The following is a 17,448-nucleotide window of genomic DNA, read 5'->3' as shown; positions in this document are numbered from 1 at the left end:
TATTTACGTAAGTAGATAGATAGGGGTTAAAACCCCTGGGGGGTTTGTGCTAATGGTGGAAGATATAACAATTTTCGGCGTTGCTTAATCAAGGTACGAAAAGGAACCATACAAAAACCCAGAATATTTGTGGACAATAGTTTTGAGGATTTGCATATTTAGCCGTTTATACCGTAAATCAGCAACGCCAAAATTTCTACCCCATTCCTACTTGCCCGAAAAATTAGATATACTGAATCGACAACTTGCTTCTCTCGGTACAGGAGATTCCAATATGTTCGACCTTCCCGGTTATCAAATCACCCAGTCAGTCCAAGTGGGAATAAAGAACGCCATCTACCGAGGAATCAGAGAAAAAGACCGCACCCAAATCATCATTAAAACCCTAACAGCCGAGTTCCCTACTATAGAAGATATTACTCGCCTCAGACACGAATATAAAATAACTCAAAATTTAAACTTACAAGGCGTTGTTAACACCTACAGTCTAGAAAATGCAGGTAACAGCTACGCCCTGATCATGGAAGACTTGGGCGGAACTTCTCTCAAGCAACTTTTAGCAGCAAAAAAACCTACTATTAAAGAATTTCTTAGCATCGCTTTACAACTTGCAATTGGTCTTACTGAGCTCCATCAACACAGCATCATTCACAAAGACATTAAACCAAGTAATATCATCATTAACGCCACTACCAAGCAACTTAAACTCATCGATTTTAGCATCGCCACTCGCCTTAGCCGAGAAACCCCAACTATCAATAACCCCAACGAACTTGAAGGCACTCTTGCCTATATGTCTCCCGAACAAACTGGGAGAATGAACCGCACTCTCGACTACCGCACCGATTTCTATTCCCTCGGCATCACCTGCTATGAAATGCTAACGGGTCAAGTTCCTTTTACCAGCCTTGACCCATTGGAATTAGTGTATTGCCACATCGCCAAAAATCCGACTCCCATTCAACAACTAAACCCCGAAATTCCTAGCGCTATTAGTGCTATTGTGATGAAATTAATAGCAAAGAATGCGGAAGACCGCTATCAAAGTACCCAAGGACTGAAAGTAGACTTAGAAGAATGCTTAAACCAACTGCAAGCTACTGGACGGATTCGTAACTTGACTCCAGGTAAAAAAGATAAATCAGGACAATTTCTGATTCCTCAAAAACTCTACGGTAGGGAATCAGAAGTTACAGCATTACTAGAAGCATTTGAACGAATTAGTAATCCCCCAACCGGGCTAAGCCAAGTTGAAATAATGCTAGTTTCTGGTTACTCTGGCATTGGCAAAACCAGCGTCGTTCAGGAAGTCCACAAACCCATAGTCCGACAACGGGGCTACTTTACTACCGGGAAATTTGACCAATTCAAGCGTAACATTCCCTATGCAGCGATTATTCAAGCTTTCTCAGAACTCATCCGCCAGCAGTTAACAGAAACTACTGAACAAATAGCCATTTGGAAAGCAGAATTGTTAGAAGCATTAGGGGTTAACGCTCAAGTCATCATCGATGTAATTCCCGAAGTGGAATTGATTATTGGTAATCAGCCAGAAGTCCCGGAACTTGAACCTACCGCCTCTCAAAACCGCTTCAATTTAGTCTTTAAAAAATTCATCAGTGTCTTTACAAAAAAAACGCACCCCCTTGTTCTATTCCTTGATGATTTGCAGTGGGCAGATTTAGCTTCTTTGAAGTTGATTCAACTACTGATGACTGACGATGATAGCAATTATTTATTACTAATTGGAGCCTATCGAGATAACGAAGTCAGTCCTACTCATGCCTTGATATCAACCCTGGAGGAAATACAAAAAACAGGGGCAATAGTTAATAATATTGTACTCCAACCTTTAACACTTAATATAGTTAATTTAATCCTCGCTGACACTCTAAAAGATTCTGAACGCTCCCAAGAACTCAGCCGCCTCATTTTCAATAAGACTCAGGGAAATCCATTCTTTATGAATCAATTGCTGCAAACTTTGTATGCAGAAAGACTGTTGCAATTTGACTTTAATCGGGGGCGTTGGCTGTGGAACCTAGAGGAAATACAAGCAATCGGTATTACCGATTACAACGTTGTCCAGTTAGTAGCAAGAAACTTGCAAAAGCTGCCAGAAGCTACTCAAGAAGCGTTAAAATTAGCTGCTTGTATCGGCAACTCTTTTTATTTAGATGTCTTGGCAATAGTCAGCGAAAAATCTCAGTTTGGCATAGCAGATAATCTCTGGGAAGCGTTGCAATTAGGTTTATTGTTACCTTTAAGTAATGACTATAAAATACCGTTACAGCTCGATCCATCTGAGCAAGATACAACACCCCTTGAAGAGTTTAGAGTTGGCTATAAATTTCTCCATGACCGAGTACAGCAAGCAGCCTATTCCCTAATTCCTGAAGAACAAAAAAAAGCTACGCATTTAAAAATAGGTCAATTGCTGTTGCAACAGACGGCAAATTATGCCTTAGAAGAAACAATTTTTGACGTAGTTAATCAGCTTAATATTGGTAGGGAATTTATCACCGAATCCTCGGAAAAAGAGGAACTAGCTAATCTGAATTTGAGAGCTGGTAAGAAGGCGAAAATCTCTACAGCAATTGATGCGGCTGTTAAATATTTAACAGTAGGGTTGGAATTGTTGCCAGAAAATAGCTGGTATAGTCACTATGAATTGACCCTTAAACTTTATGTGGAAGCGGCGGAAGCAGAATATTTAAATACTAATTTTGAGCGAGCAGAAAATTTGGTAAAAATTGTTTTGGAGCAAGCTAAGAATTTACTGGACAAGGTGAAAGTGTATGAGCTAGAAATTCAGTTTGCTATTGCACAAAATCAGATGCTAAAAGCAATTGAAACAGGAACAAAAGTCGTGGAATTGTTGGGAGTAAAATTATCTCCTCTCCCTGGCAATAATAGCACTGCAAAATTCAATTTGCCTCAGCTTGAAGATTTAGAAAATTTCCCTATAATGACCGATCCCTATAAGCTAGCCGCTATGCAAATTTTGATGAATATTAGTGCTGCTGCTGTGATTGCTAATCCCCAAGCTTTTGTGCAGATAGTTTTCACTATGCTTGCTCTTTGTATTGAGGAAGGTCATTCGGCTGTAGCTGCGATTGCCTATGTTGATTATGGCATGATTTTATCGGGAGTAATGGGCGAATTGGATGCTGGATATTATGCTGGTCAACTATCTTTAAGATTATTGGAGCAATTCAATGCTAGAGAACTAAAAAGTAAAGTTTATGCTCCTTTTAACGGTTTGATTCGACACTGGAAAGAACATACGGTGGAAACTTTAGCACCGTTAATAGAAGGATTTCATAGTGGACTAGAGACCGGAGATATGGAATATGCTGGTATTTGTGCTCTTCACTACTCAGTTTACATACTTTGGGTTGGTAAGCCATTAGAATTAGTGGCAAATGAGCAACTGGCATATATTGGTTCAATGAAAAAATTAAAGCAAGAATTCGTAACCAAATATATCCAAAGTTTTCATCAACTCACCTTAAATCTACAAGGGCTAGCGCCAAATAAAATTGTGTTGATTGGTGAAAGTTTTGACGAGACAGCCATGCTGCCATTTTTGCAAGCAACAAAAAATAGTGGAACTCTTTTTGTTGTATATATTAATAAAACAATTCTCTGCTATTTATTCAAAGATTTTTCTCAAGCTATTGACAATGCTTTGCTAGTGCTAGAACAAATTGCGAGTGGGATAGGCTTGATGACTCTTGCCGTTTATAACTTTTATTATTCCCTATCTCTCCTCGCTCACTATTCCAAGGTCGAACCTACTAAAAAAGAACAATATCTACTCCAAGTAGAAGAAAACCAGAAAAAAATGCAGCACTGGGCCCACCACGCCCCCGCCAACTACCAGCATAAATACGAACTCGTTGAAGCAGAAAGAGCGCGAATTTCTGGCGATATCCTCAAAGCTCAGGACTATTACGACCGAGCAATTATTGGAGCTAAAAACAATGGCTACATCCAAGAAGAAGCCTTAGCGAACGAACTCGCCGCCGAATTTTATCTCGCTCTCGGCAGAGAAAAGATAGCCAAAACCTACATGACAGAAGCCTACTACGCCTACATCCGCTGGGGAGCAACAGCTAAAGTCAAAGACTTAGACGAACGCTACCCTCAGCTAATTTTCCGCACGTCAAACCCAGAGTTATCGGACATAGAAGCAACTAGAGTAACTACCTCAACGCGGTCAACCAATTCCAGTTCGAGAGGTTCAGCAGTATTAGACTTCGCTAGTGTTATGAAAGCTGCACAAGCACTCTCCGGCGAATTTGCCTTAGAAGGTTTGCTCAGCAAACTAATGACAATTTTAATAGAAAACGCCGGAGCTCAAAAAGGCTATTTAATCTTGCAAGAAAACAATCAACTGACAATAGAAGTCAGCGCTCTCAGCCCAGAATTAATAACAGTGGAGCAAATCCCTTTAGCTAAGGAATTACTACCTATTTCAGTAGTTAACTATGTGCTCAGGAGCAAACAAAACCTAGTATTAAATAGTACTGCTAATGACTCAAGATTTGCTGCCGATTCTTACATTCAACAGCAGCATCCTCAATCAGTATTGTGTTCGCCTATTCTCAATCAAGGCAAACTAATTGGGCTTATTTATCTAGAAAACAACATTACAATCGGAGCTTTTACAAAAGAGCGTACAGAAGTCTTAAATATTCTCTGCCTTCAAGCAGCTATTTCCTTAGAAAATGCCTTTTTGTATAGTAACTTAGAGCAAAGCAACCAGCAGTTAGAAGCCGCCAATCAGCAACTAGCAGAATATTCTCATAACCTAGAAACTAAAGTAGAAGAAAGAACTGCGGAACTCAAAGCAGCTCAAAAACAGATTATCGCCAAAGAAAAACTCGCCTCTTTAGGATCTCTGACCGCTGGTGTTGCTCACGAACTCAGAAATCCACTCAATTTTGTCAATAACTTTGCCGAATCTAGCGTACAATTAACTGAGGAATTGATAGAAGAAATAGAAAAAAATTCAGAAAAGCTAGAACCAGAAACTCTTGACAATATCAAATATATTCTGGAAGAACTCAAAGGCAATGCGAGTGACATCAACCTGCATGGGAAAAGAGCTGAAAATATCATTAGAAGTATGATGATGCACGCTCGTACAGAAAGCGGTCAATACCAACTCATAGACTTGAACCAACTTCTCGCTCAAGCAGTTGATTTAGCTTACCATAGCAGGCGGGCAAAAGATAATAGGTTTAATTTAATGATAGAAACCAATTATGATACCACTATCGGTCAATTACAATTAATAGCTTCCGATCTCAGCCGCGCCTTCATCAATTTGATTGACAACGCTTGCTACGCGGTGCATACTAAGAAGCAAGAACTTGGCGATTCTTTTAACCCTACCATCTCTGTGAAGACGCGAAATCGCGGCGAAACTGTAGAAATCAGTATTGCTGATAACGGTAGCGGGATCGAATCAGAACTTCAAGATAAAATCTTTAATCCTTTCTTTACAACCAAATCGGCTGGAGAAGGTACAGGTTTAGGGCTATCGCTCACACACGATATAATTGTAGGACAACACCGAGGCAGCATCCAACTAGAAACTGAACTAGGAAGGGGGACAAAATTTATCATTTGCTTACCGAAACAGTTGAGCAATGAAAGATAAGCGGTCGGGTAAGAAAATGATTGAATTATAAGAATAGAGTTGGCAATTTTAATTTAATTCAACTCTTGAAAATAAAGATTATTTCCCGATTTTATCACCCCTTCAATGCCAACAAAAGCAAAAAATCAAGTGTGTAGTAGGTAAAAAATGACATATAAAATCTTAGTAGTAGATGATGAAGTAAGCTTAGAGCGATTAATTAAGCAACGATTTCGTAAAAGTATTCGCGATCGTGAATTAGAGTTTATTTTTGCTCATAATGGCAAAGAAGCCCTAGAAAAATTAGTAGAAGAATCCCCCATAGCCGTAATTTTAACTGACATTAATATGCCAGAAATGGACGGATTGACTTTGCTAGAAAAGCTCTCGGAGCTTGAGGGGAATCTAACTTTAAAAACAGTAGTAGTCTCTGCTTACGGTGACTTACAAAATATTAGAACAGCAATGAATCGGGGTGCTTTTGATTTTCTAACCAAACCGATTGACTTTGATGATTTAGAAATTACCATTAATAGAACCTTAGAGTATGTCCAAAAAATGAAACAAAACCTCAAGGCGCTACATCAGGCACAAGCTCAATTAATTCAAAGTGAAAAAATGGTTTCTATTGGGCAATTAGTGGCAGGAGTTGCTCATGAAATTAATAATCCGATTGGCTTTATTTCTGGTAATATCGATCACATAGAAATTTATATCCGAGAATTGTTGAATATTTTAGAACTCTATCAAACCGAACTACCAAGCCCTAGCGACGTTCTTCAGGAGAAAATAGAGAAAGTCGAGTTGGACTTTGTGATTGAAGACTTGCCTAAACTTGTCGCATCAATGAAAGAAGGAACAGAACGCATCCGCAATATTAGCACCTCTTTGAGAACGTTCTCGCGAAGCGATACCGTCCAAAAAGTTCCTTTCAATATTCACGAGGGAATTGAGAGTACGCTCATGATTTTGATGCACCGACTAAAAGGTAATAAGCATCGACCTGACATTAAAGTAATTAAAGACTACGGAGAATTGCCTCTAGTAGAATGTTACCCTGGGCAACTAAATCAGGTATTTATGAATATTATTGCCAATGCGATTGATGCAATAGAAGAATCGAATCAAGGATATAGTTATGAAGAGATTAAAGCTAATTCCAAGGTAATTACTATTAAAACTGAATTGGGAAATCGGGAATCGCAGATAGGAAATGATGACAATAGAGATGAGAGAGCGAGATTATTATATCCTCACGCTATAATCCGCATTTCTGACAATGGACTAGGAATGCCAGAATCAGTAAGAGAGAACATCTTTAACCCATTCTTCACAACAAAACAAGTGGGGGTCGGTACAGGATTGGGGCTGTCTATTTCTTGGTCAATTGTGGTAGAAAAACATGGTGGCAGGATTGACTGTATTTCTAATCCAGAAAACGGTAGCGAATTTATCATAGAAATTCCCATATACAGCAATTCTGGGGGTGGTTAACTATGCCATCTTTCAGAACATCCAAAATTATTTTAGTAGTAGATGATGAGCTTAGTCTGGAACGTTTAATTAAACAGAGGTTTCGCAAACAAATTAAGGCGAAAGAATTAGAATTTATCTTTGTTAGTAACGGCTTTGAAGCCCTATCTTTGCTAGAAGCTTCCCCAGATGTCGATTTAATCTTAACGGACATTCGGATGCCGGAGATGGATGGTTTGACGCTGTTAGATAAAATCAAAAAAGTTGACCCAACTCTCAAGGCTGTTGTCGTATCAGCTTACGACGAATTGAAAAACATTAGAACTGCGATGAATCGCGGAGCTTTTGATTTTTTGACAAAACCGATTGACTTTAATGATTTAGAGATTACGATTAATAAAACCTTGGGGTTTGTCCGCGAAGTTCGAGATAATCAACGGCAGCTTCAAGCCGCGCAAGAACAACTACGATACCAGGCATTTTATGATGCTCTTACGGGTTTACTGAACAGAAACGGATTTATCGAACAGATAGAGGTCTGTATTCATATTAGCCAAGAGCAGCTTAGTAATCGCTTTGCGATATTATTTTTGAACTTAGACCGCTATCAAGTTGTCAAATTTACTTTGGGACACGGAGTAGGAGAGGAATTGTTGAAACAGACAGCTCGGCGGTTAGAAAGTTGTATGCCGCAGACGGCAATAATCGCCCGCGTGGGCAGTGATGAATTTGCCATATTGTTGAAAGATATTTCTGACAATCAACAGGCAAGCAATATCGCTAGTGCTATCCATCGCGCTTTAGAAACTCCCTTTGTTTTAGAAGAAGTGGCAGTGTCTTCAACAGTGAGTATTGGCATTGCTCACAGCAGTTTAGAGGGCCTTGAACCGGAAGATTTATTGAGAGCAGCGGATACAGCGATGCACTACGCAGTGGTGCAGAGTAAAGGTAGCACGGCGGTATTTAATCCAGGGATGCTTGCGGGTGCAATTTCTCGCCTCGAATTAGAAGCTGATTTGCAGCGAGCAGTTTTTAACGAGCAATTACATTTAAATTATCAGCCCATTTTCTCATTAGTTGATGAACAAATTGTTGGGTTTGAAGCCTTAGTAAGATGGCGGCATAAAGTTAGGGGAATGGTTTCTCCAGCCGAGTTTATTCCTGTTGCTGAAGAAACAGGATTAATTCTGTCTTTAGGGGCATGGGTACTATCGGAAGCGATGGGGTGTTTGAGGATTTGGCTCGAACAGTTTCCGAATGTACGACCTTTGAGTATGAGCGTTAATTTGTCGGGAATTCAACTTTCTAGTCCTGATTTAGTGATGCTGATTGAGGAGTTGTTGGCACAGTTTTCTTTAAGTGGTGAGTCTTTAAAGTTAGAGATTACTGAGAGTATGTTTATGGAGAATGCTGGAGCGGCGGGTCAGTTATTAGCAGAGTTAAAAGCGAAGCAAATACAATTTTCTATTGATGATTTTGGCACGGGTTATTCTTCTCTATCATATCTGCATCATCTACCAATTGATACTCTGAAAATTGACAGGGAGTTTATTAGTGGAATGGTTGGAGATAGTAAAGATTTTGATATTGTGAAGACGATTATTGCTTTGGCTCACTCTTTGGAACTGGATGTGGTTGCTGAAGGGATAGAAACGCAAGAACAATTGAATCGATTAAGGGAATTGGGGTGCGAATACGGACAGGGATTCTTTTTTTCTAAGCCCCTGGATGTCGAGGCTGCTGGAGAGCTTTTAGCCTCATTTAATTAAAGGGTTAACTGTTAACCCTTAACAGTTAACCGTTAACTCTTTAATTAATACTTTCTCTCCTGGGGTTCAAACATTGTAATCGCCACAGGTCGATAAGACAAATCAATCCCCGCAGGCGAATAATAAGCCATTGTATGCTTTAAGAAACTCCCATCATCCCGCTGCGGAAAATCCTCCCGCGAATGAGCACCGCGACTTTCTTGACGATTCAAAGCCGAAGTTAAAATTAACTGCCCCACAATCATCAAACTTTGTAATTCCAAGGCTTCTACAATTTCCGTATTCCAAAGCTTACCCTTATCATCTAAGTAAATATCCTGATATTGCCCTTGTAGTTCTGCCAATTTACTCAAGCCATCCTGCATCACTTCCTGAGTACGAAACACACCGCAGTGTGCAGTCATAGTATCTTGAAACTGCTGCCTTAATTGGTCAATTCTAATTTTTCCAGGCTGTTCGATTAGCGCTTGAATTTGCTCTTGAGCCTCCTGCACATAACGCTGTTCATTCACTGATGGCAACTTGCGATTTTGCACAAATTCTGCTATAGTTGCACCAGTAATTTTTCCATAAACTACACATTCTAATAGCGAATTACTGCCCAAACGGTTCGCGCCGTGAACTGAGACACAAGCAGCTTCACCCGCAGCAAAAAAACTATCAACCAAACCATCACTACTGCTACGAACTTGACCGCCAGTATTAGTGGGAATTCCGCCCATTGAATAGTGTACCGTTGGACGCACAGGCATCGGTTGATTTACAGCATCAATCCCTAATAATCGGTGCGCTTCTTCCCAAGCAAAAGGAATTTTACTCATGATTTTTTCCCGGCCCATGTGTCGCAAATCCATGTAAATAAAAGGGCCGCCTGCACTACCATCGGTATTGATACCACGTCCAGCGCGAATTTCTAATGAAATTGCCCTAGATGTAATATCCCTTGGTGCTAACTCCATCCTGCTAGGGGCATAATTAGCCATAAAGCGATCGCCTTCCGAGTTAATCAAATAAGCGCCCTCACCCCGCACAGCTTCGGAAATTAACACTCCCGCTGGATACAAACCAGTGGGGTGAAACTGCACAAATTCCATATCCTGCAAAGGGACTCCCGCCAAGGCAGACATCGCCAAACCGTCTCCCGTCGAAGCATAATCATTAGATGTCGTATTGTAAGCCCGACCATAACCACCAGTAGCAAACATCACCGCCTTAGCGCGGACAACTTCAATTTGACCATCGACAAGGCGATACATTACTAATCCCTTCGCCTGGCCTTCTTCTAAAATCAAACGCATCACATACCACTCTTCGTAGATGTGAACTCCATAGCGACGCAAATTGTTGACTAATTCATGGAGGATGGCGTGACCGGTTTTATCAGCGGCGTAGCAAGTACGGATATGAGAATGTCCGCCAAAAGCACGTTGGGCAATTCTCCCATCTGCGAGGCGGGAAAATAATACCCCCATGTGTTCCAAATCGATGACTACATTTGGGGCCTCGCGAGTAAGAATTTCTACCGCGTCTTGATCCGCCAAATAGTCAGAACCCTTTACTGTATCGAAGGCGTGGGCTTTCCAAGTGTCTTCAGTATCTACATTATTCAGTGTGGCGGCCATTCCCCCCTGGGCGGCGACAGAGTGCGATCGAATCGGGTGAGTTTTGGCGACGACAGCTACTTTTAAGCTGGGGTCGGTGCGAGCAATTTCTACTGCGGCGCGGCAACCGGCTAACCCACCGCCTACTATGATTACGTCGTGTTCTAACATTAGCTGATTTTGAGTTGTTCTGCTGTTCTTATAAAAAAATCCCCTGAAAACCCTGCGACTTTAGTCCAGGGATGAAAGGGATCGGGAGACTTTAATCTCCCAGTTAGATATTTCCAAGTATAGTACAATTAATCAAAGGAGGTGAAACCAAATGTACGCAGTGCAAAAAGATATCTGGCATTTAATAGGACGCGATAAATCTATTGTCGAACAACTGTTGAGATGGTCAAATAACCTATTTAATGTCGGCACTTACGAAAGTCGGCAACGATACTTCAAAGACAAAGGCGCAGTTAAATATCCCGAACTATACAAAATAACCAAAACCAACGAAAATTACGCCTTGCTCTACTCGCAAGTTGCTCAACAATCCCTTAAGTCTGTCGCTGAATCTTTTAGTTCTTTCCGAGCCTTAGAAAAGTTAGCCAAAAAGGGGGAACTTAATCAAAAACCGAGATTACCCAAGTACAGAACCAAAGGGGGTATGTACCCGGTTTCATATCCGGGACAAGCCTTGAAAATAGTCGGCAATCAAGTGAGACTACCTCTAGGGAATAAAGGGAAAGAACACTTTGGGGTAGACGGTCTTTGGGTGACGTTACCACAAAGACTGAAGGGTTGCTCGATTAAAGAACTCAGGTTAATCCCTAGAAATGGTGAGGTCTGGGTTGAGTATATCCACGAATCTTTGACCAAACAAGCCCCTAGTTGCAGTCTCGAAGTAACTGGAGTTCTGGGTATAGATCATGGTATCAATAACTGGTTGACCTGTGTTTCTAGCAATGGTAAGCCCTTCATTGTCGATGGTCACAAATTGAAGTCTTGGAACCAATGGTTTAACAAGCAAAAAGCGAGAATTCAATCAGAATACGCTAAACACAAGTTGCCTAAAGGCTTCTCGTCAAAAAGACTGCAACAGTTATCAGAAACTCGCACTAGAAGGATGAGAGATGCTGTCAACAAAGCAGTTAGAACCATCATAGATTATTGCGAAAGTCACCAAATTAACGTCATAGTATTTGGTTGGAATAAGGGACAGAAGCAAGAAGTCAATATGGGTGGAGTAACCAATCAGAACTTCGTTCAAATACCCACAGCTAAAGTTAAAGATAGATTGCAACAAGAGTGCGACTTAAGAGGTTGGCGATTTGTGGAGCAAGATGAATCTTACACCTCAAAAGCTAGCTTCTTAGATCGAGATTTTCTGCCAGTAAAAGTTGGTGAAAAACCCGACAATTGGCAACCATCAGGCAAAAGAATTAAACGAGGTTTGTACCGTTCAGCTCAGAGATTAATTCTAAATGCAGATGTTAACGGTGCGGCAAATATTATCTGCAAATCAAAAGTAGCCACAGACTCAATTATTGGGCGAGTGGGTAGCGGGTTACTGACAAACCCTTTAAGAATCAAACTTTGGGTGGATTTATCCCCCAAAGTTTGTCCTTAAGAATCCCCGTGTATGACAGACCGGGGAGTGTCAACCTGACAGAATTTAACCGCGCCGCGAGTATTGCTCCTTGAGGGTGGGAGTGTCAAGCATAAAAAAAACTCCCTACCTCAAGGCAGGGAAATTTTTTTGATTTTAGATGCCTGTTCACATCTAAAATCCGATCAGCCAATGGCTTCGGCTGGTTTATGATTGGGCATCGTTCCTGTAATAGTGGCTTGGGGTTCGGTGGCTGGGTCAATGGCTGTTACTTCGATATGGTTTAGGAGGGTAGTGACGAAGGCAAACAGCAAGAATGGCAAAGACAGCACTAAAACTATACCCACAGTGGCTAGGGCGTAGATCTGACGGGCGCTGCTCCACAAAGCTAGTGAGGATGCTAGGCTCAGGAAGATGACAATTAGCCAAGCAATGATTTGACCGTAGATGTCACCGAAGGTGAGCGTGCATTTGAGGCGATAGTTATGGAGGTTATTCATAAATTCGGGGGTTACTTACTATAAATCTCTAGGTTAAGGGTCTATTTGAGTTTTGGGTTTGATTTTACACATTTTGTTAAGAGTCTTAACGAGACTTTACAAGCTGAAAAGTTCTCCGCTGGGAGGAAATATCTTTACTACATTTGCCATTCAAATGAAACTACCGTAGGTAGAAAGATAGCAAGCATCAACACAGTTAGGAAATTCTTAATTGCTGAAACTATTGTTTTTATAGGGATAACTCCATCTAAATTTTTAGGTGGTGCGAGTAGTTTTTGCAGTCTGAGTTATAGGCAAAATAGGTTTAACTTCAGCATTAGAATTAACAAAATAAAGCTCTATATTTAGGTCAGGATAGCGCTTGCGAATTGCCCAAAAAGCTTGATTCAAGTAATCCGTGTGGACTTGCAACTCTCGTTCAGCATCTTGGTTCAATTCGGGGTCAAATTTAATAGCATAAGCTCCACAATCTTGATGGTCGAGAATGATTACTTTTTTAATATGGTGCAGTTTGTAAGATAACTCTAATTGATCCCAAAAAGCTTGAGTATCAGCCCCGCTGGGAAATCCGGCCAAAGCAAGAGATGCTCCAGCTAAAGCCGTCCAGTCATACTGATTACCCAGGTTTTGTAAAGATAAAAAGTATCTTTCCGATCCGAGAAAGCGAAAGTCTATGCAACTAAGAACCAGTGCTTTAGCTTCCCGCTCTTCGGCTCTAGCAGGTTGAGTCGGTTGAAGGACTGTAAATGCGATCGCGCCTGACAATAAAGATTTCAGAAAATAGCGCCGATCGCAACACTGACATCCCATAAAGCTACTCCTTGATAATTTAAACAATTGTTTCATCTGCCAAATCTTACACAATACATTTTATATCATTTTTTGCTGAAGGAAGAGGGAAGAAGGAAGAAGGAAGAAGGAAGGAGGGAGAAGGAAAAAGGAAAAGGGAAGGAGGGAGAAGGAAAAAGGAAAAAGGAAGGGGGCAAAAACCATAGGTGTCAACTTAAGCAGAAAGCCCGCCAGGGGTTAAAACCCCTGGCTAATAAATTTAAGTCCTCTGAAGAGGACTAACTAAATTCAAAGCTTTTCTTAGTCCTCTTTAGAGGACTTGATCTTTGAGACAGGGGTTTTAACCCCTGTCGGAGTCAGGGTTTGACCTTAAGTTGACACCAAGGGGCAAAAACCTAACGCAAAGGCAGGTACAATTCTCCCTTACCATTACCCTTTCTTTTCCCCTCGCTCTTCATTCAAGTATTAAACAGCTAATTCTGGCTTAGTAGTAATAGTTAGCTGAGAACTTCCTTCAAAGCCATGAGTTAGAGATAATATTGCTACCTCTGTGGTCTCGAAACAATTTTCGCGACCAATTTTTCCCAGTAAGCCAGTGCGCTCTAGAAGTCCTTCCACTTCTGGCTGCAAACCGCTCAGAAGTAATCGACAATTATGGCGTTTTAAGTCATTAAAAATGTCTTCCAAAGCTACTAAACCAGTCGTGTCCATATTGGGAACGTAACGCAATCGTAAAACCAAAAATTTCACTTCTGGCTGTTCTCGGAGGAAAGTGACAAACCGTTCCGCTGCACCGAAAAATACTGGGCCATCCACCCGGTAAACGGCAATTTCCTTGCTCAATTCCAGCGGAATTCCAGGGGGAAATGCTTCTGTTTCAGGAATTTTGCCTAAGCTTAATTCGCTCATGCGCTTAATAAATAGAGCGCCGGCAGCAATCAACCCTACTTCCACAGCTAGGACTAAATCAAAACATATTGTCACAAACCAAGTCAGAATCATTACGCCAAAATCCGAGTAAGTAGCTCGCATCAGCAAACCAATAGCTTCCCACTCTATCATCCTCGCACTTGTTACCATCAAAATCCCAGCTAAAGCTGCTAGGGGAATTTGTGCGGCCAGAGGAGCAAAAACTAAGATAATTAGGGCGATCGCAAGACTGTGAATAACTCCCGAAAGTCGAGTTTTGCCCCCAGATCGGACATTGACAGCAGTACGCGCGATCGCGCCTGTGGCGGGTATACCCCCAAAGAAGGGGATGGCGATATTCGCCAAACCTTGACCGATAAGTTCGCGATCGCTATCATGTTTCTCGCTGACAGTCATCCCATCGGCTACTACCGCTGACAGTAAAGATTCAATGCTTCCCAACGCCGCCAACGCCAAAGCCGGCTTAATCAATTCTTGGATTAAGCCAAAATCATTCCAGTGGGGAATCCCATGCGGTAAAGGCAAAGATTGGGGAATCGCGCCAATTGTGGGTACATCAAGGTGAAAATAAGAGGCGATCGCAGTTGCGACTATCATCCCCACCAATGAACCAGGAATGGTGCGATTAATCCGAGGCCAAAGCAGCTTGATAGCAATCACTCCCATTGCTAAGCCAACCGCCGCCCAATTTAGACCCTGCAAATGAGTCAAACTCTGCCACAATCCCGGCAAAAAATGTTCGCTACGCGGCAATTGTAAGCCAAAGAAATTATTGAGCTGACCGCAAAAAATAATTACCGCAATTCCATTAGTAAATCCAGCCGTCACTGGATAGGGAATAAACTTTACAGTCCGCCCTAATTTAGCAATTCCTAGAGCAACCTGAATAATTCCAGCCATCACCCCCGCAATCCAAACTTTTTCGATGCCGTATTTAGTAACAATCCCCACTAAAATCACCGCCATCGCTCCCGTCGGGCCAGTAATTTGTACGGGAGAACCGCCAAAAATTCCCGCCACAATTCCCGCCACAATTGCCGTATAGAGTCCCGCCCTCGGCTCGACTCCACTTGCGACTGCAAATGCTAAAGCTAGAGGCAAAGCTACCACCGCCGCTGTCAAGCCTCCCGTCAAATCTCCTCGCCAATTAACAAACAAACGGCGAAATTGAAAGCCTCGATCGCGATTGAGAGTATCTGCTGTCATATTGCTTAATTTATCCTCGCTATCATCCTATGAGGTATTAGTAATCTAATTCAACTTGTTTAATCAGACGTCGGGATATTAATTATCTAGTCTTCTTACTCCTGATTGCTGAATACTAAATTGCAGAATTGATAGCCCCAAAATTATCAAAAATAAGACTAGACCAATGGTACAAGCATAGCTAATTTCTAAATCCTGAAAAGCCCTTTCATAAAGGTAATAAACAATAGTCTTAGAACTATTAAGCGGCCCTCCCTGGGTCATAATATATATTTCTTCAAACACTTTTGTAGCAGAGATAGCAGAAATTACTGCTACTAGCACCAAATAGGGTTTCATCAGTGGTAAAGTAATGTCCCAGTGCTTGCGGAAGCCGTCTGAACCGTCAATAGCAGCGGCCTCGTAGAGTTCCTCTGAAATTGCTTGCAGGCCTGCTAAGTAAATTACCATGTAATAGCCTAGCCCCTTCCAGATAGTAACAGCCATAACACTAAAAAGCGCTAAATTAGGACTGGAGAGCCAAGGAATAGGGGGAAATGAAAATAATTGACCCAATTGATTGAGCAATCCATTTTCCGCATACAGCCACTTCCAGGCAAGTCCAGCCACAACCATCGAAATTACCACAGGAGTATAAAATGCGGCTCGAAACCAGTGCATTCCGCGCAGTTTTTGGTTGACTAAAATCGCTAGTCCCAAAGGAGCGATCGCCATGACAGGGACTACACAGATGAGGTATAGTAGCGTGTTTCGCAAAGTCTGCCAAAAAACCGGATCGGCGTAGAGCTTTTGAAAGTTTTTCAAACCAACCCACTGTGGTAACTGGGTTAAGTCGTATTCGTAGCCAGTGAAACTGAGGTAAAAAGCTTGCGCGGCCGGCCACAAGACAGTTAAACCCAAGGCAAGCAGAGCTGGGATCAAGAATAGATAAGGGGTTAAGTATCTTCGCAAGAAAGTAAAAGACATTTTAGTTATAGGAAGTGACATTTGAGGTTAGGGAAACTGGGCAAATCTTACTTTTTTTTAAGATTTCCTGCTACAGATCGCAGCAATCTCACGATTTCTCGGCCACAATGTGATTAGTGTATCTGTATCAAGCTAGAAACCGCAGTTTCATTTACTAACTTGATAATTTAGCTAGGCTAAGAAAAGTTTGACCGTCAAGTGCCTCAGTCCTGCTGCAAGCAGAACAGTTATTGATTGCGAGTCGCGGGCGGAGTAAAGAAAAGTCAAACAAGAGCGGTGCTATGGGAGACTGATTGCGAATAATGAAGGACTAAGTATTAATAGCTAATGGTGGCGGGCGTATTTATAGGATTGGCAACAGGGTTATGAATTTTAGAGCTTTGCCTTACTTAGCGGCGGTATCGGCAATGGTAACGATTCTTGCTGGGGTTTGGGCTTTGGATCGCTCAGAACAGCAGCGTTTCCGCGAACAAAGACGTATTGACACTCTCAATCAAGTCAGTACAGCACGAGCTCGGCTTGAAGGTGCTCTGAACTCGCGGTTATTTCTCACAGAAGGACTGGTGGCTCACGTCTCAACCCATCCTGATATTGGCTCGCAGGAATTTCAGACCCTGGCTAGGGTACTGGCGGCAAAACAAACAGGCATCCGTATTATTGAATTGGCTAAAGATACTGTTATTAGTCATATCTATCCGCCAGAGGCGAAAATCGCACTGGGCGTTAACCTTCTGGAGAAATCGCAGGAAAGGCAGGCGATCGTGCGAGCTATTAATACTAGAAGCACTGTAGTTGCTGGGCCTGTTCACTGGAGCGATGGTACTGGAGCCTTTATCAGCCACACTCCAATTTTTATCACGCCAAAGGAGGGCTTACCTAAAGGTGGCCCCTACTGGGGTCTGGCAACGATAATTATTAACAAGCATACTCTCCTGGCAGAAGCAGGTTTGGATCTAGGGAGCGGGGG

Annotated in this window: 11 protein-coding genes; 6 read left to right on the top strand and 5 right to left on the bottom strand. The window is 41.9% G+C overall.

Annotated elements, in window-relative coordinates; genetic code table 11:
- Positions 1 to 142: 142 nt before the first annotated feature.
- The 3 genes from OSCI_RS25090 to OSCI_RS25080 all read left to right on the top strand — a co-directional run bounded on the left by OSCI_RS25090 (position 143) and on the right by OSCI_RS25080 (position 8,892).
- Entirely contained in the window at positions 143 to 5,671 is a 5,529-nt protein-coding gene (locus OSCI_RS25090) for a trifunctional serine/threonine-protein kinase/ATP-binding protein/sensor histidine kinase (RefSeq protein WP_420705295.1), read from the top strand.
- Between the two features lie 147 nt (positions 5,672 to 5,818).
- Positions 5,819 to 7,144 carry a sensor histidine kinase gene (locus OSCI_RS25085; RefSeq protein WP_007358011.1) on the top strand — a complete coding sequence of 442 codons (1,326 nt, stop codon included), beginning with the start codon at positions 5,819 to 5,821 and terminating at the stop codon, positions 7,142 to 7,144.
- A gap of 2 nt (positions 7,145 to 7,146) precedes the next feature.
- Positions 7,147 to 8,892: a putative bifunctional diguanylate cyclase/phosphodiesterase gene (locus tag OSCI_RS25080; protein ID WP_007358010.1), complete on the top strand. Its 1,746-nt coding sequence runs from the start codon at positions 7,147 to 7,149 to the stop codon at positions 8,890 to 8,892.
- 44 nt (positions 8,893 to 8,936) lie between these two features.
- Here the strand turns inward: OSCI_RS25080 and OSCI_RS25075 are convergent, their stop codons facing one another.
- Positions 8,937 to 10,664: a succinate dehydrogenase/fumarate reductase flavoprotein subunit gene (locus OSCI_RS25075; protein WP_007358009.1), complete on the bottom strand. Its 1,728-nt coding sequence runs from the start codon at positions 10,662 to 10,664 to the stop codon at positions 8,937 to 8,939.
- A gap of 151 nt (positions 10,665 to 10,815) precedes the next feature.
- Here OSCI_RS25075 and OSCI_RS25070 point away from each other — a divergent pair, with 151 nt between their 5' ends.
- Positions 10,816 to 12,111, top strand: a complete 1,296-nt coding sequence (locus tag OSCI_RS25070; protein WP_007358008.1) for an RNA-guided endonuclease InsQ/TnpB family protein — start codon at positions 10,816 to 10,818, stop codon at positions 12,109 to 12,111.
- A gap of 164 nt (positions 12,112 to 12,275) precedes the next feature.
- On the opposite strand, the gene OSCI_RS25065 is transcribed toward OSCI_RS25070, so the two are convergent.
- Both OSCI_RS25065 and OSCI_RS25060 read right to left on the bottom strand, forming a co-directional pair.
- On the bottom strand, positions 12,276 to 12,590 hold the full coding sequence (locus OSCI_RS25065) for a hypothetical protein (protein WP_007358007.1): 315 nt from the start codon (positions 12,588 to 12,590) through the stop codon (positions 12,276 to 12,278).
- A 255-nt stretch (positions 12,591 to 12,845) separates the two neighbouring features.
- Positions 12,846 to 13,400: a carbonic anhydrase gene (locus OSCI_RS25060; RefSeq protein WP_007358006.1), complete on the bottom strand. Its 555-nt coding sequence runs from the start codon at positions 13,398 to 13,400 to the stop codon at positions 12,846 to 12,848.
- Positions 13,401 to 13,472: 72 nt separating this feature from the next.
- Here OSCI_RS25060 and OSCI_RS25055 point away from each other — a divergent pair, with 72 nt between their 5' ends.
- Complete coding sequence (locus tag OSCI_RS25055) at positions 13,473 to 13,661, top strand: hypothetical protein (protein WP_234708827.1); 189 nt, start codon at positions 13,473 to 13,475, stop codon at positions 13,659 to 13,661.
- Positions 13,662 to 13,844: 183 nt separating this feature from the next.
- Here OSCI_RS25055 and OSCI_RS25050 read toward each other — a convergent pair whose 3' ends face one another.
- Together OSCI_RS25050 and OSCI_RS25045 are read right to left on the bottom strand one after the other, a co-directional pair.
- A complete protein-coding gene (locus OSCI_RS25050; protein WP_007358004.1) occupies positions 13,845 to 15,515 on the bottom strand; it encodes a SulP family inorganic anion transporter in 1,671 nt (556 codons plus the stop codon).
- Between the two features lie 78 nt (positions 15,516 to 15,593).
- Complete coding sequence (locus OSCI_RS25045) at positions 15,594 to 16,481, bottom strand: carbohydrate ABC transporter permease (protein ID WP_019487132.1); 888 nt, start codon at positions 16,479 to 16,481, stop codon at positions 15,594 to 15,596.
- A gap of 365 nt (positions 16,482 to 16,846) precedes the next feature.
- On the opposite strand from OSCI_RS25045, the gene OSCI_RS25040 reads away from it, so the two are divergent.
- Positions 16,847 to 17,448 (top strand): CHASE domain-containing protein (locus OSCI_RS25040; RefSeq protein WP_039963042.1); only part of this gene is annotated, 602 nt, incomplete at its 3' end.

The organism is Kamptonema sp. PCC 6506, from assembly GCF_000180455.1.
Classification (GTDB): domain Bacteria; phylum Cyanobacteriota; class Cyanobacteriia; order Cyanobacteriales; family Microcoleaceae; genus Kamptonema; species Kamptonema formosum.
Note: the sequence above shows the minus strand (reverse complement) of the source record. Positions and strands in the feature narration are given on the sequence as shown.